This is a genomic window from Enterococcus sp. AZ129 (genome assembly GCF_051714505.1).
Lineage (GTDB): Bacteria > Bacillota > Bacilli > Lactobacillales > Enterococcaceae > Enterococcus > Enterococcus faecalis.
Genome location: NZ_JBIORY010000001.1, coordinates 79,913 through 100,816, shown reverse-complemented (window position 1 = coordinate 100,816; position 20,904 = coordinate 79,913). Strand labels below are relative to the sequence as shown.

At 38.1% G+C, this 20,904-nt stretch carries 11 protein-coding genes and 1 pseudogene; 3 read left to right on the top strand and 9 right to left on the bottom strand.

The genetic code is table 11. The annotated features are described in order from the left end of the window. Positions 1–6 precede the first annotated feature (6 nt). Complete coding sequence (gene sdaAB / locus IGJ90_RS00425) at positions 7–702, bottom strand: L-serine ammonia-lyase, iron-sulfur-dependent subunit beta (RefSeq protein WP_002392236.1); 696 nt, start codon at positions 700–702, stop codon at positions 7–9. Further along, a complete protein-coding gene (locus tag IGJ90_RS00420; RefSeq protein ID WP_002383466.1) occupies positions 689–1,795 on the bottom strand; it encodes a PTS sugar transporter subunit IIC in 1,107 nt (368 codons plus the stop codon). Before IGJ90_RS00420 ends, sdaAB begins: the two co-directional genes overlap by 14 nt. Before the next feature lie 316 nt (positions 1,796–2,111). Here IGJ90_RS00420 and IGJ90_RS00415 point away from each other — a divergent pair, with 316 nt between their 5' ends. Then, positions 2,112–2,732, top strand: a complete 621-nt coding sequence (locus IGJ90_RS00415; RefSeq protein ID WP_002383467.1) for a helix-turn-helix transcriptional regulator — start codon at positions 2,112–2,114, stop codon at positions 2,730–2,732. A gap of 58 nt (positions 2,733–2,790) precedes the next feature. On the opposite strand, the gene IGJ90_RS00410 is transcribed toward IGJ90_RS00415, so the two are convergent. The 7 genes and pseudogenes from IGJ90_RS00410 to fss1 form a co-directional block, all read right to left on the bottom strand. Next, positions 2,791–3,576 carry a hypothetical protein gene (locus IGJ90_RS00410; RefSeq protein WP_002367596.1) on the bottom strand — a complete coding sequence of 262 codons (786 nt, stop codon included), beginning with the start codon at positions 3,574–3,576 and terminating at the stop codon, positions 2,791–2,793. Between the two features lie 155 nt (positions 3,577–3,731). Beyond that, positions 3,732–4,493 (bottom strand): formate/nitrite transporter family protein, encoded by a 762-nt coding sequence (locus IGJ90_RS00405; protein WP_010707950.1) that lies wholly within the window; start codon positions 4,491–4,493, stop codon positions 3,732–3,734. A gap of 176 nt (positions 4,494–4,669) precedes the next feature. After that, a complete protein-coding gene (locus tag IGJ90_RS00400; RefSeq protein ID WP_438767411.1) occupies positions 4,670–7,657 on the bottom strand; it encodes an LPXTG cell wall anchor domain-containing protein in 2,988 nt (995 codons plus the stop codon). Then, positions 7,654–7,893 (bottom strand): hypothetical protein, encoded by a 240-nt coding sequence (locus IGJ90_RS00395; RefSeq protein WP_002356115.1) that lies wholly within the window; start codon positions 7,891–7,893, stop codon positions 7,654–7,656. The genes IGJ90_RS00400 and IGJ90_RS00395 overlap by 4 nt, the downstream gene beginning before the upstream one ends. Positions 7,894–8,237: 344 nt before the next feature. Next, positions 8,238–9,743, bottom strand: a pseudogene (locus IGJ90_RS00390) (helix-turn-helix domain-containing protein). Positions 9,744–9,824: 81 nt separating this feature from the next. Further along, the gene (locus IGJ90_RS00385) at positions 9,825–10,739 is read right to left on the bottom strand and encodes a diacylglycerol/lipid kinase family protein (RefSeq protein WP_025186729.1); all 915 of its coding nucleotides are present in this window, start codon (positions 10,737–10,739) and stop codon (positions 9,825–9,827) included. 273 nt (positions 10,740–11,012) lie between these two features. Then, positions 11,013–17,111 carry a fibrinogen-binding MSCRAMM adhesin Fss1 gene (fss1, locus tag IGJ90_RS00380; protein WP_438767409.1) on the bottom strand — a complete coding sequence of 2,033 codons (6,099 nt, stop codon included), beginning with the start codon at positions 17,109–17,111 and terminating at the stop codon, positions 11,013–11,015. A 709-nt stretch (positions 17,112–17,820) separates the two neighbouring features. Between fss1 and IGJ90_RS00375 the strand changes: the two genes are divergently transcribed. Both IGJ90_RS00375 and IGJ90_RS00370 read left to right on the top strand, forming a co-directional pair. Continuing rightward, positions 17,821–19,308: a helix-turn-helix domain-containing protein gene (locus IGJ90_RS00375; RefSeq protein WP_025186727.1), complete on the top strand. Its 1,488-nt coding sequence runs from the start codon at positions 17,821–17,823 to the stop codon at positions 19,306–19,308. After that, complete coding sequence (locus IGJ90_RS00370; RefSeq protein ID WP_002367588.1) at positions 19,302–20,786, top strand: helix-turn-helix domain-containing protein; 1,485 nt, start codon at positions 19,302–19,304, stop codon at positions 20,784–20,786. The genes IGJ90_RS00375 and IGJ90_RS00370 overlap by 7 nt, the downstream gene beginning before the upstream one ends. Positions 20,787–20,904: the final 118 nt, after the last annotated feature.

Below are 20,904 nucleotides of genomic sequence, written 5' to 3'. Positions count from 1 at the left end.
CTCCTATCATAATAAGATTATTTTCGATGTGTCATCTAGTGAAAACAGTTGTTCTTTCACCGAGGAAATTGGTGCCGAATCTAAGTCAAAGATGAACAAAATTTGATCCCCTTCCACATAACGAGACACCGCATTCACTTGAATATTATTTTTTTGTAACGTATCTTTAAAAGCTTGCATCGCCTGCTCTTCTTGATTAATGACTAACAAAATAGGTAAAGGACCATGTAGTTGGACATTGAAACCGTCTAATTCAATGTATTTCACCTCGATAGTGCCGCCACCTACAGAAATTCCTGTTAAATGAATTTCGTGCGTTGCATCACTGAGTGTCACACATGCTGTATTAGCATGCTTCACTGGACTTTCTTCACTCATTTCTAAAAATTGAATCTCGATTCCTTGTTCTTCCGCAAGTTCAATGGATTGTGTTACGTTGGCATCATCTGCTGCTAGTCCAAGAATTCCGCCAATAATTGCAAAATCAGTTCCATGTCCTTTATGCGTGTCTGCAAAAGATTCATAGTATTTAATCACAATTTTTTCTGGCGTTCCGCCGAATAACTTTCTTGCCGCTAAGCCAATTGCTAAGGCCCCAGCTGTATGCGAACTAGAAGGACCAATCATAATAGGACCGATAATGTCAAAACAACTTTTGTAGTTCATTACTTTGTTCACTTTTTTAGGTTTATTGATGGCCATAGCTGTGTTCATACGTAACTCCTCCTTTGGTTTTTACTGCTTCTTTTTCTTTTTCACTGGTTACTTCCGTCGTTCCTTCAAATTCTGGTGTATTATCCACCGCTTCAATTCTGTAACGTTTAAAGACCAGCGCACCTAAAAATCCAAACATCAGACTGACCACTGTGATAATCGCTACTGCTAGTAAAGTCGTTTGAATGGCATTGTTACCTAATGTCACAAGTAAACCAGCCCACGGCGTTGCCATTCCTGTCACAGGTACTTTTAAGCCAAAGAAAGTCACTACAATACCACTAACCATTCCTGAAAATAAATTCGTTGCGTAAATAGGAATTGGATTGGAGCTGATGATATCGACTTGTGTTAATGGCTCAATTGCCACAGCTAACGGGGTTGAAGCTGTGCCTAGTTTTAACTTTTTAAATAGCGCCGCATTGACAATGGAACTGCCGTAACAAGTCAACGCACCGACAGCCATTGGTACACCAGTCAAACCAATCAAGGCAGTTAAAACCATTGAACTTAACGGTGTCATACCAACAATCGGGATAATAGCACCTAAAATTGCGCCCATCACATATGGATTGCCATCTACTGCACTTAAAATCGTGCCCCCAATAACTTCTAGGACACCTAATACAACGGGTTGAATAAAACCAGCAACTAACGAAGCAGCGACTGGAATGACTAAAATAACGACTAATAAGTCAATCCCTTCTGGAATACGTTTTTGCATCTGCTCAACAACAAAAGATAAAAGATATGCGGTAATAAAGGCTGGTAACAAGCTGACTTTAATCAATGACAGACCTAAAATAATTGAAAAAACTGGACTAATCCCGAAAGCGAGCGGCACAAGAGCTCCAGCCGCTAAACCACCTAGACTACCCATAGTTTCACCAATTTGCGACACATAATCTAAATGAAAAACGCCGCCTACTGCATACCGCAAAAACGCCTCTGGTAGAAAGGTGGCACAAGCTGCACCAGACAAAGCACTTAAAGATTTTTTCCCTCGCGGTGCTTTAAAAGAGAATAGGGACATGCCACATAAAACTAAGACTAACATCAAGATTCCTGATAACGTTTTCATTTCTTTGCCTCCAACTATATTTTTTTATAACGGATGGTACTCCTGAATAAAATTTTTATTGCTCAACAAGTGAAAGAATGAGCGAGCATTCCGATGAACTAAAGTACAATGAGTAACAAAAATTTTATTCCACATTCAGAGTATACGACTAAACAAAAGTTTAGTCAATGTATTTTTTTAACGTAAAGAATCTTATTGCTTTTCCATTAAAAAAGTATTACACTAAAATTAATTTCAGTGTAGGGGAGGATATCACTTGGAGTCATATTTACGTTTAAGTGAAGTAGATAAACAAATCTTACATTCACATGCCTTAATGCTTGATGGATTAGGGAACTTCTTTGGTAGTACCCATGAAGTCATTCTTCATAGTTTAGAAAATTTGGAAAGTTCAGCTATCAAAGTCATCAATGGCCATTTCAGTAACCGCAAGGAAGGTGCCCCCATTACTGATATGGCATTAAAAATGTTAAGTCAAGTAGAGTCGGAACATGATTACGCTGTGAAACCCTACTACAATAAAAATCAAAAAGGGGTTATTTTAAAATCTTCCACTATTCCAGTTATCGGTGAAAATGATCGTATTATTGGATTAATCTGTATCAATATGCATTTAGAAATGCCATTAATTGATTACTTGCAAGACTTATTACCTTCAGGACAACAAAATGATATGTCCCAAGAGCTTAAAAATTCTGAACATTTTTCTGACAATATTGACGAATTAATCACTACTTCACTGACAAAAGTAAAACAAGCAGTAGAAAGCGATCCAAATGTATCACATTTGAATCAAAATAAAGAAATTGTTATTCGTTTATATGATCAAGGAATTTTTAATCTCAAAGATTCTGTCATAAAGATTGCCGATCGATTAGGTATTTCAAAAAATACCATCTATTTACATATCCGCAATCATAAAAAAGAAGAAGCTTAAACCATCAAAGCCACCAACGCTAACTAGCGTTGGTGGCTTTAATCACTTCTCTTCTATTTTAATTTGGTAAATCAAACAAGTAAGGTGTCCCTATTTCTCCATTTAACGTAACGTCTAAGCGATTTTTTGTGCCGGGAACTAAATTACTGGCTGTGAAATTCCCTTGGGCATCCGCAGTAAAACTTGCTAAAATCACCCGCGCATCATCTGCACGTGACACTAAAATAGTTGCATTCGGTGCTGTTTTACCAGAAATTGTCCCTTGTTTCGGATCAATCGTAATATTGCTAAAAGAAAGCGCTGTTTCTTGTCCTGAACTTGGAATATCAATTTGGACAGGTGCACTATTCCGTTGATCAACGGTTGCGATTAATTGAGTAGTCGCTCCCGCTCTGGGACTAATTACTGTAAAATTGCCATTGGCATCCGCATAAAAAACACCTGCTTGTGCAGAAGCATCACCGACTACCGTTGCTGTAATGGTTGCATTAGATAATGTAGTACCATTAATTTCATTTCTTTCAGGATTGAAAACAACATTGGTAATTGTAATGTTTGTATCAGGTGCTTGGTTTTGAGGGACTTCATTCGTTTCATCAGTTCCTGCAGAAGGCTGCGTGGCATTTTCTGACGGATTTTCCCCTGTCACATTAGAATTTTGACCCGTGACAGACGAATGACTACTTTTCATTTCTTGTTGACTAGAGGATTTCTGCGTGGCTTTCTTTGTTTCTTGCTTTGGCTTAGAATCATTTGTGCTTGCTGTTTTTTTGTTTCCACATCCTGCTAGACTTAAAGACAATACACTGAACGTTAACATACTGAACAAAGCAATTTTTTTCATTTTTCGTTACCTCCAGAAATCTTTTTGTAACATTAATGTAACATTGTTTTAAAAATCTAGCAATAATTTTTCAACCGTTTTCCTTTTTGTTTAAAAAGAAAAAACCTGCACAAAGGCATTTAGCCTTTATGTAGGTTTTTATCTGCTAAATGGATTTAATGTTTGCGATAGCTTAAATAGTAAAAGCCAGAAACAAAAATGGCGCCACCAATGATATTACCTAAATAAACAAAAACAAAATTACGGAAAAAATCCCCCCACTGAACGCCGCCTTCAAAAATTGCGGCTGGAATGATGAATGCATTCGCCACACTATGCTGAAAGCCAATTGCAACAAAAATCATTACTGGAAACCAGATGCCTAATAGTTTCCCCGCTGCATCTTTCGCACCATAACAAAGCCATAAGGCCAGACCTACGAACCAGTTACAGCCAATGCCTGAAATAATTGCTTGAAGCCAAGTTGCTGCAACTTTATGTTCTGCAAGAGAAAGAACCTGATTTAAATAGGCACCGCTACTGGTTAAACCTAAATAATGACCAAAAAAATAGGCAACAAATAGGGCGCCAACCATATTTGCCAATGTAATTGTGACCCAGTTCACGAGTAATTCTCTGAAAGAGACCTTTTTAGCAAACCAAGCCGTACTCACCGCCATCATATTTCCTGTGATTAACTCACCACCAGCCATTAAAATAACAATTAGACCAATTGGGAAAACCGCAGCTCCCACTAAAGCTTGAACACTGGCTAAATCTGCTGGAATAGAGGCGGAAACACGCACATAAGCCAAATAGCCGAGGGAAATCATGGCACCGCCGATAAATCCTAAAATGAGTTTTGCTACCAAAGGCTTTTGAATTTTTTTCTGACCATTTTCAATACTGATACTTAAAATTTCATCTGGTGTATACAAACATTTCACTTCCTTTGTTTTTTGTCCTCCTTTACTTTACCCTTATATCACAGAAATTCAAGTACTTTTGTGTATTTTTTCACTAAAAACTGTAGTTCTTTTAATTTTATATGAAAACATCCTGAAACAAGTCCTATTTCTTGTTTCAAGATGTTTACTTATCCGTTTTTAAAGAGTTATCTTTTCACTTTAAAACAATAGGTTGCTGCAGTTAACGATAACAAACTCAGGCCTAGGAAGCTCCCAACTGCTGAAGATTGTTCCCCTGTTTTGGGGAATTTTTTCTTGGCAATTTTGGTCGTATTATCCGCTTTTTTGACTGTTCCTGACGATTCTTGATTCGTCTGTATCTGTTTAGTTGCTTGGTTTTCTGCTACTGATTCCTTTGTTTGACTAGCCTTGGCAGAGGGCTTTGAATTACTTTGAGCGTCATTAGGATCTTGATTAGACTCTACCGCGTAAATGACAGAATTCTGGCCTTTGCTTTGACTGTTTTCGTTTAAAGTGCTTGGGGTGCTACTCTCACTTGTACTGTTGGTTGCGCTGGTCTTACTTGAAGCACTGCTTTCGCTGGTACTACTGGTTTTACTGGTTGTACTTGGTGTGTTGCTTTCATTTGTATTGCTTGTTTCACTTGTCGTACTTGAGGTACTACTTTCGCTGGTTGTGCTTGGCGTGTTGCTTTCACTCGTACTACTGCTCTCACCTGTCGTGCTTGGCGTGCTGCTTTCACTCGTACTACTGCTTTCACTTGTCGTGCTTGAGGTGCTGCTTTCGCTGGTATTACTGGTTTCGCTAGTTGTGCTTGGCGTGCTGCTTTCGCTGGTATTACTGGTTTCGCTAGTTGTACTTGAGGTGCTGCTTTCACTCGTACTACTGCTCTCACTTGTTGTGCTTGAGGTGCTGCTTTCGCTTGTGTTACTAGTTGTCTCTGTTGATTTTTCAACTAACAGAAGTAACGCCATTTTTATAGTTTGTGTTAATTGATTAATACGCTTTTGTGCATCTGCAGGCGTTTTAAAGCCACCAAGTGTTGGCTCCAATAATTCTTCATCTGACCAAGCAAGCAATTTTTGTAACTGTTTAGGACTTTCTTCGCCAGTTGTTGTATCTATTAAGGCTTCTTGCATGGCTTGCCAAGAGTCTGTGGTATATACAGATTCGTCTAATTTATGGACGATTGCCAGTTCATTTTCTGCTTCTGTACGCTCTAGCGTGATATCGGCTTTTTTGACTAATACTTTCATTGCAGATTGCAAATTACTTGTTAACTGATCCACTTGCTCTTGGGTTTTGTCCTGACTCTCCTGACCTTCTGCTAACAATTGTGTCGCCTGCTGATAATAGGAAGGAACAATTGTTTTAGGCCCAATGGCAGTGAATAGCTGCCAAGAGTAAACCGTATATTGGTTTGCTTCACCAATCGAAGCATAAACGGTTTGTAGCTGGGACAAATCAAGCTTTTTTGCCGGAGCCTCTACCGTCACCGGTACGTTCACTGTTACCAATGAACCTGTTTCATAAGTTAATTGAACAGTCACTTTTTGTTGGCCGATTTCATTTAAGACCTCTGGATTGACGATTTTAGCGGCTGGGACTGCTTCATCCGCGTCATTTGTATTAGCAACCAGTTGCTGCGGATCGATTGATTGTCCTTGCACAATCGTTGTAGCCACAGGGGTTGCTAAAGTATTTCTAACCGGAATTGGCGTATTTTTATATTGCTCATAAAGCGTTGGTGAAATTAATGATTCCCATGTTGCTGGCATTAAGCGATAGTCCGCCTCTGTCCAATTTTCTACCAATAATTGGCCGTTCTTCAGGCCATCATCTCGAGTATTGTCTTTCACAAAACTCGTTTCTGGTCGGAAACCACCGCCACTAGCGATTAACAATTCCCGACGTCGGTTTTGCGGAATATTATGGTAGTTAACAAACTGATTGTTGATAAATACGCCATTGAACACATTGTTATTTCCTGTATGTCGATTGTATTCCATCCCAATTGCATATTGATTGTCCCAATACTTCCAATCAAAAATGTTATTAGCCACTAACCAGTTGGATAATTCTGAAATAGCCCCCTCCGCTTGTGTTTCTGCCAAACCAATCTCTGGTGTTCCATACATAATGAGACCTGTATTTCGCAAATAATTATTCATAATCGTAATATTACGACCTGATTTAAACTTAAATCCGCCAGCTGGACCATTTTGTAGTCCGCGTAAATGATTCCCTACCACCGTGATGTTTTGGGCGCCACGGAAATAAATTGCATGATCTCCCACTAGACCATTCAAGTTTTCATTATCATAGGGTGAATAGAAAAAATTATGTTGGACAGTTACATCCTTCAGCATATTAAAAGAATTAACCCCGGTGGATAGATAATTTTGTTCATTAGGTACTGAAATAGCACCGGCTTCAATGGCTGTTTGCAAACGTGTAATAGTCGCTGCTAAGTCTGAACGACTGGTACTTTTAATCGCATCTAATTCTGTCACTTTTAACCCAAATAAATTGTCCACAATGTCTACATCTGACATATACTGGAAGCGACTTGGTGTTGAATAACCACCAATGTAAATCGCTCGGTTAAAATCACCTCCTGATTGCATGTGTGCCGTGTCTCGCATAAAAATATTACCTGAAATCTTAACGCCAATATCTGCATTTAAATTGACCACAAATCCTTTTAAGGGATTATAAAAGATATTGTTTGCTAGCGTTAATTGATTCGTCAATTTCAAGGTCACATTGATGCCGTCAAAAGCAATATTCTGAAGTCGTACATTGGTTTTCGTTCCGTATGTGGTGTCTGTCAGCTGAATCGGTGTACCTGTAACGTTATGTAAAATAGTGGCTCCTGTTGTATCGCCAATTAATTGATAATTTGAAGAAATCGCAATATCTTTTGACAGAGCATAACTTCCCTGTGGTAAAAATAATGCCCGTCCTTCCTTTGCTGTCTGACTCAGCAACGTCTGTAACTTATCTGTTTGATCCTCTGTGCTATTAGGCACCATCGCTTGCGCACCAAAAATCGTTGTATCTGTTGCGTTAACTGGTTCAACCGCTTCAGTCACCATTGGTAGACCAACCACTGTTAATAAACCAAACAGAAGTATGAGCATTGTTTTCTTCATGGAGTTCCCTCTTTTCATTCCGTTACTTCTAACGGCTTATTTTGTAAAAGTTGATACAGCGTAATAACACGACTGTCTTCGTATGCATAAATTTTTTTGAATTTTGGATTCATATGTAAGATACTTGTTACCTTTAACAAGTTTTGATTTGTGACTTCTAATTCTAAGGCCTCAACCAATTCCTTTAAGCGAACACCGGCACTATTTTCTTCACAACTTAAGATTTCTTCAATTTGTTCCATCCGTTTTTTCATTCTATCCCGCCTTCCTTCCCTTGCTCTTTCTATTATATAGAAAAATTCTTGTGAGAACCCTCAATATTTTTTAACTGCCTGTTAAAAAAAGTAGTAGTTCCTTTGCTATCAATAGCTAACCATCTATTATTTACGATAAAAAAAGCAAAAAAAGTACCTTTTTGACATAATTTTCAGAAGAATTGACGCAGTATTTATTAAAAAACAACGAGAAAACGTCAATAAGTAGGTGTTGATTACCTACTTATTGACGTTTTCTTCTTGTCTTTTTTTACTTTTTAGAAAAATTTTTTTACAATTTATCGGACATATACCTCAAAAAAGCCCATTTTTTTGATTTTTTATTAAAGTGACGTGGTTCTTTTCTCGTTAATTTTTACTATTTTTTGGTTCAAACGATTATATTGCTCAAACGTTAACTCACTTGAAAGTAAAAAGATCTCTGGATGGCCCGTTTCTACATCTGCCAAAGAAGTCACTAATAGTAAATCAATATTTTGCCATTCTTCTTTGCTTGCTTCACTGTATCGTAAGACTTCCAATGCATAAAACCGACGAAAATTATTTTCAATCGAAAGTTTCACCCGTTCTTCTTCCAGTACTGGCAAGCCTGATTTTAACCCTAAAACAATTTTTTGTTCACGATGAATTAAATCATTAGAAAGCGCCAAAACACTAGAATAACGCAGAGCCAAAAATTCTTTATTTGTAAATAATTCATTGCCTGTTTGTTCGTAAAGTTGATTTAAGCCTTGGCTTAATTCTTCTAAAAGAACTGGATATTTTTCTTTAACTTTATTCCAAAAGACATTGTACATTTTTACATTTTGGACATAGTAAAGTTCGGCAAATAAATGTGTAGCAAACAAATAATAAAAAATTTGCGGACGAATTTTCTCCAATTGCGGCGTCATGTGTATTTCTTCTAATAAGAAATGTTGGACTAAATGAGTCAACTAGTAAACAGGTGCTTCAGTCTCATCAAAATGCGCTAAAATTGCTTGTGCAGTGGCTTCGTCTTGATAAAATTGGTCATTGGCTAACAAGAAAAAGTACATAAAAGTTAAATCGTTTTTGTTAAGGAAAAGGGTTGTAGCTGTCATCTCTTCTATAAAGGCTTGGTAATGTTTATTTCCTTCTAAATAAGTTTCTTGCTCAGCTGAAGGTCGATATTCGGCGCCTTGCGCACTACGGACTTTTGAGATAGCGACCATATACTTAACTCGGCGTAACACCGTTTCCGCAACTTCTACGTTGAAAAAAGCCATCATTTTTTGGACAGTTTGTGCGACTTCCGTTTCTTGTATATAGTCAAAAGGCCACGTATCACGGATTAAATCCATAAAAATAGTGTAAGCAAAATGGCGCAAATACGCTTCATTGCCTTCAATTTTCCAGGTGCTTTTATTAATCACTAACCCCAATGGCGCTAAAATTTCTGTAAACCCTTTGAGCAAGCGCCGAATCGTGGCATCACTGGTATGATATTTTGCTGTCGCTGGTACAATTCCATTAAATCGACCCCAGAATAAATCTTCCATTACTTGATAAGTTAAACTATCCCGAAAAATTGCTGTATAAAGTTTCTGGAACGCTTGGCTAGACGCCAAGTTCAAGCGATAGCCATGCCCCTTTTCAAAAGCCAAAGAAGCATCATTATCCACAGCATAATACGTAATGTCATCTTTTAGAAGCTCTACGTATTTTTTGACTGATTTTTTGTTTAATTGTAATTCTTCTGCTAACTCATTGATGTCAATCCAGCCTTCATTAATTGGCAAGTTTCTTAAAATAATAATTTTAGAAACGACATCTGTATCGAATATATCAACATATTCATCCCATTTCACTGTTCACTCAACTGCCTCTCTTCTGTTCTATTGTACACAAAATGAGAAATCTATTCCACGAAAAAATAACAGTTGTTTCTTTTATTCTTTCGTAGATGTGGACGTTTCAGGAACAAACACGTTGAGTCCCCCAGCTTCCACCGTTACTTTAATCGGTAAATCATTGGTAGGGTCGCCATCTGTTCGTGTTTGGACTTTCTTGTCTTTTTCGCCACTAATTTTAAATTGACTCCCAGAGAAATACACGACACCAGGAATTTCATTTAATTGTCCTCTGATAATTTTAGGTAAATAATAGACAAACTTGTAAAAAACTAACTTAGGTAAAATGATAATGTGGACTTCGCCGTCATCTGGCGTAGCATTGGCATCGAAATTGGTAAAGCCGCCAGCAGAATTCGTCATGGTCATCGTTAATAATTGGGCTTTGCCATGCCAACGTCTTTCATCGCCATCAATTTTTAGTTTGTATTTTTTCTTTTTCATTAATAAGCGGAAAAATTGCTTTGTAAAGGCTAAAGGACCATATTTTTGTTTCTCCTGTTGGGTCACATTTGCTGCTGTGTCCGCTAATAGTCCAATTGTTAAGGTCGAAATCATCACATCTTGATTTACCATCCCAAAGTCAACTGGCGTGGTCTGTCCTGCCAAAATGGTCTCAAAGGCGTCTTCTTCTTTCAAAGGAATACTTAACACACGTGCAAAATTATTGACTGTTCCACCGGGAATAATCCCTATTTGATAGTCACGAATGGTGTCTTTAAAATTTTGAACGGCATGATGAATGGTCCCGTCACCACCAATGACGACCAAGACACCCACTTGATTTTCTTTGGCATTTTTCCGCATTTCTTCAGGATCAATGTCTGGATTGGAAGGTTGCAAAATAACCGCTTCCCCTTTCGCTTCTGCAGCTTTTTTAAAGCGTTCTGCAATCTCTTTACTTTCACTACTTCCTGAAGTTTCGTTGTATAAAACCATCATCTTTTTCATCATTCTATCCTCATATCTCTAACTAAATTTCTTGCACATGTAAAGTGTACAATATTTTAGCCAAAATACCTAAAGATAGCATCGAAAAACAAAGGCTGAGGCACAAGCGGTTATCTCCAAGAACCCAGTAAGTTCTGTTCAAAGGCTAAACTGAGATGAAGGCTTACCTGAGAATGTCAATAAGAAAGAGCTGCTTTTGTTCAGTTGATTAGCTTAAGATGAAAAAACAGGCCATCCGTCGAAAGGACGGATGGCCTGTTTTTTTATAGCTTTTGCTTATTTCTTGCTCTTTTTATAAAAGAGCCAACTTGCCAAACCGACCAACAGGAGGCCGATAAAGACAAAGAAGTAATTGACTTGTGTGTTGGTTTTCGGTAAACCAAGCCAACCTGTCTCTCTAGCTGCTTGTTTCGTTGTTGGCTGATTTGGTTCTGTTTTTTTGGATACAGGTTGTTTCTCGTTAACAAACGTGCCCGCATCCACGAGTTCAGGTTTGTCTTTCGCTGTTGCCGCAATAGTGAATGCGACAGCTTGCTTAGACAGTTGGTAACCATCAGGTGCTTTTGTTTCCACAAAGGTATATTTTCCTGGTTGTAAGTGGTTCACTTGAACTAACCCTTGGTTGTCAGAACGTAATGAACGAGCGACAGTTTGCCCTGTCTCTGCATCTGTCACTTTAAATTCAGCACCTGCTAAGGTATTCTTTTGCTGATCAATTTTCACCAGCTTGGCAGCACCTTGGTAATTAATAAAAGGTGCTTTAAGTACCACAGTGGCTGGTTTGCCTTGGTTGTCTTTGGCAATCGTAAAGCTTGCGCTTGGCGTTTCATTAAGAAGATAGCCAGTTGGCGCTTGTGTCTCCACAAAACGATACGTTCCCGGTGCTAAATTTTTCGCAATGACTTTGCCTTGCTTGTCAGACATCAGATTAGTTTGTCCAGCCACGGTTTGCCCTGTTTCATCAATGACCTTAAACACCGCACCTGCCAATGCTTCACCTGTTTCGTTTTCTTTGGTTAATTGAGCAGTTCCTTGATAATTGATAAGATCGCCTAAAGCAATTGGCTGCTCTTTTCCTAATTGGGCGGTTACATCAAATGGATGTGGCGTTGTGTCTAACAGATAGCCTGTTGGTGCTTTCGTTTCCACTAAAACGTAATGCCCTTCATTCAGCCCTTTAGCGTAAATTTCGCCAGTCTTATCCGTTGTTATTTCAGAAACTTTTTCTCCTGCACGATTCAAGAATGTTATCGGTGAACCTTGGGGCTGATTCTGCTCATCGGCATTGTAAATTGCAAAAACTGCACCCGCTAAGGTTTGACCTTGCTCAGTGACTTTACGTCCCGTTACTTCCGCTTGATAATTCACAAATTCTAACTCATCTAGTGGTTGTTTATCATTTGAATTCTTCTTCACTACAAAATAAATGGGTTGTTTATTGACGATATAGCCATCCGTTGCATCCAGTTCATCTAATTCATAGCTACCAGCGCCTAAATCCTCCATAGCCAATGAACCATCTTTTTCAGCAGTTACTTCTCTTTCAAAGATTTTTTCCCCGTTTTCGATTCGATACAATTTAAAAATTGTTCCTGGAAGTGGATTCGCATTGGCATCAATTTTCTTAAAGACGGCGCGTCCTTTGAAATTGGCGAAGGCTCCTAATTGGAAGATCTCCGGATCACCTTTGAAATCACCACGAATTTCTACTTTTACTAATTCAGGATAAATAATATAATCTGCGCCATCTGGTAATTTTGGTGCTTTGATTTCTTTGTAATAATAGGTACCTGGCGCCAAGTCTCTAAAGATAATTTTGCCATCTTTGCCACTCGTTGCTGTAATCCCTAATGATTGTTTATTGTGATCATATAATTCAAAAACAGCACCTGCTAATGGTTGGTCTGTGCTATTCGTTTTCACGATTTGGAAAGCCCCTTTGTAATTCACAAAGTTGTCACTAGCAACCACGACCGCTGGTTTACCAGCATTTTTCTCAGCAATTTCAAATGGGACTGGCGTGGTATTTAACAAATAGCCTGTTGGCGCTTTGGTTTCTACAAAGCGATATTTTCCTGGGGCTAAGTGCTCTGCAACAATTTCCCCTTGATTATTTGTCGTCAAGCCAGCCTGAATCGTTTCTCCCTTCGCATCGAGCACTTTAAATGTCGCACCACTCAACAAGTGTCCCTTCACATCTTTTTTGATTAATTTAGCTGCACCTTGATAGTTAACAAAGTTAGCCGTTGCTATAACTGTTGCTGGTTTGCCCCGATCGCTTGCTGCAATCGTGAAAGCACTTGGTTCAGTGTTCAAAAGGTACCCTGCTGGCGCTTTGGTTTCCACAAATTGATATTTGCCTGGGGCTAAATCCGTCACTGTGACTTTTCCGTCTGCATCCGAAACTAAGTGTTCTCGAACCACTTGTCCTGTGGCATCAAGGACCGAAAATTCAGCATCTGCCAATGGATTCCCTGCTTGATCTTTTTTAATTAGCTCAGCAGAACCTTGGTAATTCAGCATTTTAATGTGAACGTCACGAATTTGCCCACTCATACTTTGTGTCACAATGAATCGTTTTGGCCTAGTATCTAAAAGATAGCCTGTCGGTGCTTCGATTTCTGTAAACTGATAAAGACCTGGTTTTAAACTATCCACCTCTAACTGGCCATTCGCGTTGGTTCGATCCGGCGCAAGGGGAACTTCTTCCCAATGAGTAAACGGCGTGGTTACAGCATGCTCTAATTTAAAGCGAGCATTGACTAACTTTTTACCCTTCTCATCCATTTTTTCTAAAAATACTTTATTGACATCGTTTTTAATAATAGTTGGTTGTGCTCCTTCGGCTGAAGTTTCTTCATCAATAGTAATGACTCGGCCTTTAGCTAATTCGTCCGAAACTGTATAGCCTTCTGGTGCTTTTGTCTCCACCAAAATGTATTGCCCTTGCGGCAACCCACCAAATGTGATAACCCCAGTGGCATCCACTGTACCTTCACGTAGGACTTGTGTTTTGGCTTGGTCCCAAATTTGGAAATGGGCGCCTGCTAAAATAGTCGTCCCATCCATGGCTGTTTTCTTCAGCTGAATTTTGCCTTTGGTCCCTGTAGCATGCCCGCCACTGTGATCGATGTCAACGACCACATCGCCATTGTCATCCCCATGAACGACTTCTGAACCATTTCCAGTAATTGACACTTGGTTGGATACCGTGTCTGTACTCCCCGCCGCTGAAGAAGTCACTAAACTACGATATTCCATATAATAAGGTGCTTCAATATGGGCCATTTTAACGACAATTTTTTGTTGTCCTGTTTCATTATCGGTGGTAACTTCCAGTGTGTAATCTTTTCCTTCTTCTAAAATAACAGATTTATCTGGCGTAATAGTTCCGTCTTCTGTTACATTGGTACCGTAAATCACCAATGACTCGGGATCTAACACTTGGTTTGGTGAGGGTGTATCAGTAATAACCACATCGTCTAAAACCGATTGGGCGCCATTGATCATTACATGCCAGTACACATGATCTGGATCATCTTTGTGGTATTCGCCACCTTTTTTCACTGATTCGCCACCATGTTGAATGGAAACTTTTCCTGTCACATCACGTGAAGAACCTTGGTTTGTATAAGATGCGGTATTGTCATAACTAGCCGAACCTTCGATAACTTTTTCATCAACAGACGTCTTAAATTCAATCACATACGTACGACTATCATTAGGAAAATCAACACGCCAAGTATTTTGGTTTTTCTCGCTTGGTTCTTCCATTTTGATATCCGTCAACGGTTGCGTTGGTTTCACTTTTTCAACCGAACCATCTGGTTTCGTATTGCCTTCATAGACTTTCAAGCTCCCAGCCAAATAGGTTTGATTGGCTAAAATTGGATCCGTCAAAAAGGCGTCGACTAAACGGTTATTACTTAAATTCACCGCAATCGTCCAAGTGATTTCTTTGGTGATGGCATTGTAAACACCGCTTTTTTGCGCATTTAAATCAAAAGCAGGTAAAGGTTTAAACGGTTTATTATCCTCTGAGTGATGATTGTTTCCTGCTTCATCCATCCAATCAATGGCAGCGGTATTTCGGTAATGGTCCAATGCAGGATTGTTAGCATCTAACTCGGTAACATCGAAAAAGGTATTATAGGTTACGTAAAAGGCATCACTTGTTTTGGCATACGCCCCCATGAAACTTAACTTAAAGCCTGTTTCACCTTCTGCATTACGAGTTATTTCTACCATGTAATCTTTACCTAAAGTCAACTGAGCACCAGTGGTTGTATCTTTAACAACCAATGAATTGGGTACCATGGTTAAGCCAGGAACTGGTTCGTATGTGTCCGTAATCACGGCATTTTCCATCAAATAATTATTTTGATTCACAGCTAACGTCCAACCAATCGTTGAATTTTGATAATCCACTGCACCAGTGTTTTTAATAATATTTTGTTGATTGGCTGTGCCATCACCTTCTGAATGCTGACCAGTGCCGACATCCACACGATTATTCACGGCAACATCGCCTTCGACAATTCCATCAACTTTGGTTTTATAATCAATCTTGACTGCGCCAGTCACATCATGCAAAAAGTCAATCACAAAGGAGCCATCATCGTTAATTACCACTTTGTAATCTTTTCCTTCCACAAGTTCTGCGCCAACGACTTCATTTCCTTTGTCATCAAACGTCACTGAATATAAATGTAAAGAATCTGGTTCAAACGTTAAATTATCGCCCATTGTGTCTGTAATGACTGCTTGGTCTTTTGGAATGGTTTGTTCGCCATAGTTGTAGTTAATTTCCCAAGTGAATTCTTGATTGGTTTCATCGTAATCTATATTGCGCTTGTCTAACATTTTTCCATATGTGGCGGTAACGGTTGCTTCAGCATCTAACCCATTTGGATTATTATCACTTGTTAACGTCGCGTGATTTTTAAAAGGCACATCGCCGCCGCCATCTGGAATAACCGCCTCGTCAATCGTCGTTTGGTACTCAAGACGGTACGCTTTGTTGGTGTCACCTTTAATCGTCACATTGCCATTTGCATCATACGTATATTCATCTGGGCTAAGTTCGCGCCCCACTTCTTTAATTGTTCCATCAAGATTCATCACTAACTCATAGACTTTCACGGACTTAAAGGTATTCCCTGTTGGCCATGTTTCCGTCACAGTTGGGTTTGTTTGATCTTTCATCGCTTGATTGATATCTACCGTCCAAGTAATCGCACTAGGATTGGGCGTTCGATCAAAATGGCCTTGTTTATCAATTTGTTGTTCGGTATCTGGGACAATCGGAATCACTACAGGCGGCAAATCTTCTTGTGTAGGAATATCAATCACCCAATCTCCTGGGCCACGCCCATCTGAATCATTCAAATGAGTATCTAAAGAAAAGTCCCCGTGAATGTCACTTTCAGACGTGATTCGCTCATTAAAGGTAAAACGAACCGTACCATCTTCACTAATTGTGTAGGTTCCATAGACATTGCCTTCCGCATCAACTAAATCACCTGAACCTGGTTTATTAGGTTTCAAATTGCCTGGTAATTGAAACTCGAAGTAATCGCCTGCTTTCATTTGTTCCCGCACATCTTCTGGAATCGACCAGTTAAAGTTCCAATGAATGGTCACATCTTCTTTGTACGGCGGTGTTGCTGGTGTGCCATCAGGATTTAAATAAATCGGATCCTCAAAATTATCGATAATCGTTGTTTCATTACCTGTAAAATAGTTACTGATATTTGTTGGTCCTACTACGCGCGGTTTGACAGTCGTAGACTCGGTTGTTTTACTTTCTATCGCTTTTGTCGTGCTGGCGACAGTTTCTTCGGACGAACGAGGAACAGAGGAGTTTGTAGATGCTTCTTCTGTTGAACCTTCATTCGCTGATGCGGCTGGCGAACTCGTGATTGTCGTTGATTCTGTCGGATCAGTACCAGTATTTAACGTCAACGCTCGTTGCTGTTGTCCATAAGAAAACGTCACATCTTCTGTAGTTATTGGGTTCAACGTTAGTACCAGCGTATCTGCTAACGCTTGCTGATTCAATTCAATTTGAATCTGTTTCTTCTGGTCATCCACTTGAATCTTGCGCGTATTATTGGGCGCTGCCCAATGTGCAGCTTTGAGTGACACATTGGCACTATAATGCACTACAACCTCTTGTGTTGCTGGTTGTGCTTTTCCTTGAAGCGCTAAGGTCATTTCTTGCTGGCTGGTTTGCTTCACTTCTCCTAACGTTAACTGGCCATCGCTGTTAACATCTTCCGCCAAAGCCATGAGTGGTGTGCCATAATTTAGAACAAGTAACAAACACATCAACCCGTAGAGCCAACGGTTTACCATTGGACCATTCTTTCTCATTTCTTTCATCCTTCCTCTACTAACGACACATAGAAGAGAACGTTCACTTCGTACCAATTTTTTATTTTAAACCAAATAAGTGAGTGCTCTTCTGTTGTCTTTCTTCCTTGCTAAAACAGACAGCCAACACACCTTTTCTTTTTATCTCCTCAAAACGCAGTCTTACTTCGAATGCGGATTCATTTTTTGCTTTTTCCTATATATTCTTCTATAAGAATAAGAAGAGTATAACGAGATTTTTCAGCAAAAATTATCAACAACTTCTCCTCCAAATAGAAAAAGTTGATGAAATCCCAGAAACCCTTTTCATCTTTATGAAAACACTCCTTTAATCCTTTTTTATTTGTACTAGTCCTTCTTCCACTATACCGTTTTTTTAATTTTTTTTCATAAGAACTAACCAGACAAAAAAGCCTATTTGTATAAGCTATTTAAGCTAAAAAATCAATAGACTCAAATTATCATTTTTGTTATTTAAATGTTTTATATAAACCATTTGTTTTTCTTAATAATTTTTTGCTCTATCATTTTTTATCCGCATTTTCTTCTATTTAACACATTTAGTTCTTCTTGATTTTTAAGAATAGATACAGTAGCATAAGAACAACTAGTTCTTTCACTGGCAATTGTCAATGTCGCTTAGAAAAGAATGCTCTATCTGTATTATCTGAAAAATCAAACAAGCGTAACCAATAGAAAGGTGGTTATTATGCATAACTTATTAACCAAACAGGAAATTCAGTTGCTTTCCCTAATTGAATACTTGTATGACAGTAAAGAAAAAGTCCCCATGCAAGTACTCCGGCGAAAATATGAATTTTCCCATTACAATATCAACAATTTATTGAATCAATTAACTTTATTAATTTCTCGAGTCAATACACATGAAAATGTACATATTCGCATTATTAATAATCAACAGTCCATAGAATTAGTCGCCGATGAAAATATCCCGATTGAGTTAATGAAAGAAGCCGTAGTTCGCGGGTCATTAACTTATATGTTAGCCTTAGATTTACTTTTAAAACGCTATACTTCAGCCAAAGATTTTTGTGAAGAGCATTTCATTAACTTTTCTATTTTTAAACAAGTTAGTGACCGTTTAAACAATTATCTAGCTAGATTTAATTGTTATTTAAACTTAAAAAGGCGAGAAAAAATTTGTGGTGCTGAAAAAGATTTTCGCAGTTTCTTTTACTCTCTATTTTTCATTTCAGGAACGTCTCTCGTTCCTTTTTTATCTAAAATCAATCAAGCGCAATTACAGAATTTTATTGAAATTATCAAAAACCGTTATCCTTACTTTACATATACCGATTTACGCAAATTAAAATTAATTATGTCCATAGGTTTACTCCGTTATCAATCTGATTTTACAATCAGCGATTATCCTGAAATTGCGGCAATCAATTTAGCCATTCCTTATTCAGAATTTCAATTATTAGTGAATGATTGTTTTATTAATGAACAACAAGAACCCGACACTTGGCGGGCTGAAATTCGTTTCTATTATGATTTTTTCAGTACATTAACGATGTACTCGCTTGAACAAATGGAAACCATTAACTTTGCTAACTTAGCAATCATGGGAATGGATAACAGTCCCCACGTCACTTGGATTTTTGAAAAATGTACGCAATTACAGTTGGATTTAAGCGCAATAGAAGTTGTCTTTTTGTTGGTTAATTTATCCAATGCCAGTGAGCGTCTCATCCATTTTCCTGTGGAAGAGGAGTTGAGTTACGAAATTGCTAATGTCTCTTTGTATGAAAAGCAATACCCAAACGTTTCACGAACAACTAACTATTTCTTAAAGCGTTTGCCTTTTGACAAAGAGCACCCACTAGATGCGTTATTTAAAGAAACCATTTTTTTAATTATTCGGAGTGTTTTATTAAACAAACAAATTCCGGTTAAAATTTTGCTTCATTCATCTATTAATCAAATACAAGAAAATTGGTTAGCAAAGGAAATCAATAATTATTGTGATGTTCCTTTGAAATTCGTCAATCATATTCAAGAAGTGCCTGACTTAGTCATTACCGACAAAAACAATCCACTTTTCCATGCCAGTAAAACCTTTTATTGGCATCCTGTTCCTTATTTAGACGAATACCATAACTTAAAACAAGTCGTCCGCAAAATTTATTTTGCCAAATTACGTGGGGAAAATAGTTTGGAGGGAATTGGATGTTAACAGAGTTACTTGATGTACCTTATCGTAAAAGTTTTGCTCTTTTAGAAGAGTTACTCGAACGTCGTGAAGCAGAAGAACAAACATTGGCGATTTCTACTTTAGCCACCCAATTAAAAATGCAACAAACTACCATTCTACAGTCCGTGGCTTTGCTCCAAACAGAAATTGAAGAAAACGGCTGGGAGAACTTATTTTCTTTATCAGCAACTGCCAAAGAAATCACATTTTGGTTTGCACCCTATTTCCAACTGTCGTTTTTGATGCCCTACTTTGTCAAAAAAAGTTTCGCGTATCAAGTGCTGACCTATGCCTTTAACCATAATGCAATTGATAGCAAACATTTTGAAAAAGTCCTAGAAATTTCTTCATCAACCTTTACGCGAAAAATTGGACAATTAAACCAATGGCTCCAAAAATATCAGATTGAAATCAATTTAAAACGTACCAACGTGTTGGTGGGCAAAGAAAAAGATATCCGGATTTTCTTTATGATGCTTTTTTGGAACAATTACTCTGAAGGGGATTGGCCGTTGCAGACGATTACTAAAAAAGAAGTCCATAGTCTCTTTCGACGTTTAAAACATTCTGTTTCCTTCAATACAACACAAGATTTTACAAAAGACTTGATTTTTTCTGCGGTGATTTTAGCGCGTTGGAAAGAGGGCTTTTTTATCAAAGAAACTTTCGTGGAGGAAGAAGCGATTGTTAATCCCTTTGTTAATCTGAGTGAATTTGAATTATTTTTTAAAGAAGAAGCTTTACACCAAGTTCCAACAAAATTTATACAAAAAGAAGGGCTTTTTGCCTTTTTCTTATTAACGATTAGTGTCAGCTACGCCACACAAGAGGTCTTGGAAATTCCAGCAGCTCGGATGCATATGGTCCAGCTGTTAGGCTCGCCCATTAAAGAGATTATTTATCAACTGACGTCTTTTTATCAAATTAAATTGACATTTCACGAGTATCTTTATCTATATACTTCTATCCAAAATTTAAGTGTCTTTTTTAAGACCTTTGTTACGATTGCCAATCCATTTGTGCAAGAAAGCTTTTTAAAAGAAGCACTTCAAAAAAATCCGAGTCTCTACAAAGATGTGAAGCGACTTACAATTGAAATGCTTCCAACATTGATGGGCAATGAAAAATTGTTAGTTGACTGCTTGTTCATTCTTTTCTGTACACTGAAAACGAAATCCTTACCACCGATTCGTGTCTTAGTACGGACGAACCAAAGTAACTTAATTTTAGATACCCTTTATGAAAAGCTAAGTAAAGCCGTGGATAAAAAATTAATTTTTGTCGCTTCACCAGAAAAGCCTTTCGATGTAATTATTACAAATATCTTTTCAGAAATTAGTGTCAAATCAACGGTTCCCACTTATTATGTTGATTTTTCCGCTAGCATTGGTGAACTAGCGCAAAGCTTAGAAAATTTAAATACACAAATTGTCACCAAACAAAGTCCACGCCACTTTTAAAAGTTTTCACGTGAAACATTTTAAGTGATAAAAATTACAAAAAACGCCAAAAGGTAGCAGAAAAACTGCTACCTTTTGGCGTTTTTTACGAAAATTTTCAATGTTCCACTCTAGTGAT

Coding starts and splice junctions, on each gene's coding strand:
- IGJ90_RS00400 (WP_438767411.1), bottom strand. CDS start 7,657: ATGAAAAGAGGGAACTCCATGAAGAAAACAATGCTCATACTTCTGTTT.
- IGJ90_RS00385 (WP_025186729.1), bottom strand. CDS start 10,739: ATGATGAAAAAGATGATGGTTTTATACAACGAAACTTCAGGAAGTAGT.
- fss1 (WP_438767409.1), bottom strand. CDS start 17,111: ATGAGAAAGAATGGTCCAATGGTAAACCGTTGGCTCTACGGGTTGATG.
- IGJ90_RS00410 (WP_002367596.1), bottom strand. CDS start 3,576: ATGAAAAAAATTGCTTTGTTCAGTATGTTAACGTTCAGTGTATTGTCT.
- IGJ90_RS00370 (WP_002367588.1), top strand. CDS start 19,302: ATGTTAACAGAGTTACTTGATGTACCTTATCGTAAAAGTTTTGCTCTT.
- IGJ90_RS00395 (WP_002356115.1), bottom strand. CDS start 7,893: ATGAAAAAACGGATGGAACAAATTGAAGAAATCTTAAGTTGTGAAGAA.
- sdaAB (WP_002392236.1), bottom strand. CDS start 702: ATGGCCATCAATAAACCTAAAAAAGTGAACAAAGTAATGAACTACAAA.
- IGJ90_RS00415 (WP_002383467.1), top strand. CDS start 2,112: ATGCTTGATGGATTAGGGAACTTCTTTGGTAGTACCCATGAAGTCATT.
- IGJ90_RS00375 (WP_025186727.1), top strand. CDS start 17,821: ATGCATAACTTATTAACCAAACAGGAAATTCAGTTGCTTTCCCTAATT.
- IGJ90_RS00420 (WP_002383466.1), bottom strand. CDS start 1,795: ATGAAAACGTTATCAGGAATCTTGATGTTAGTCTTAGTTTTATGTGGC.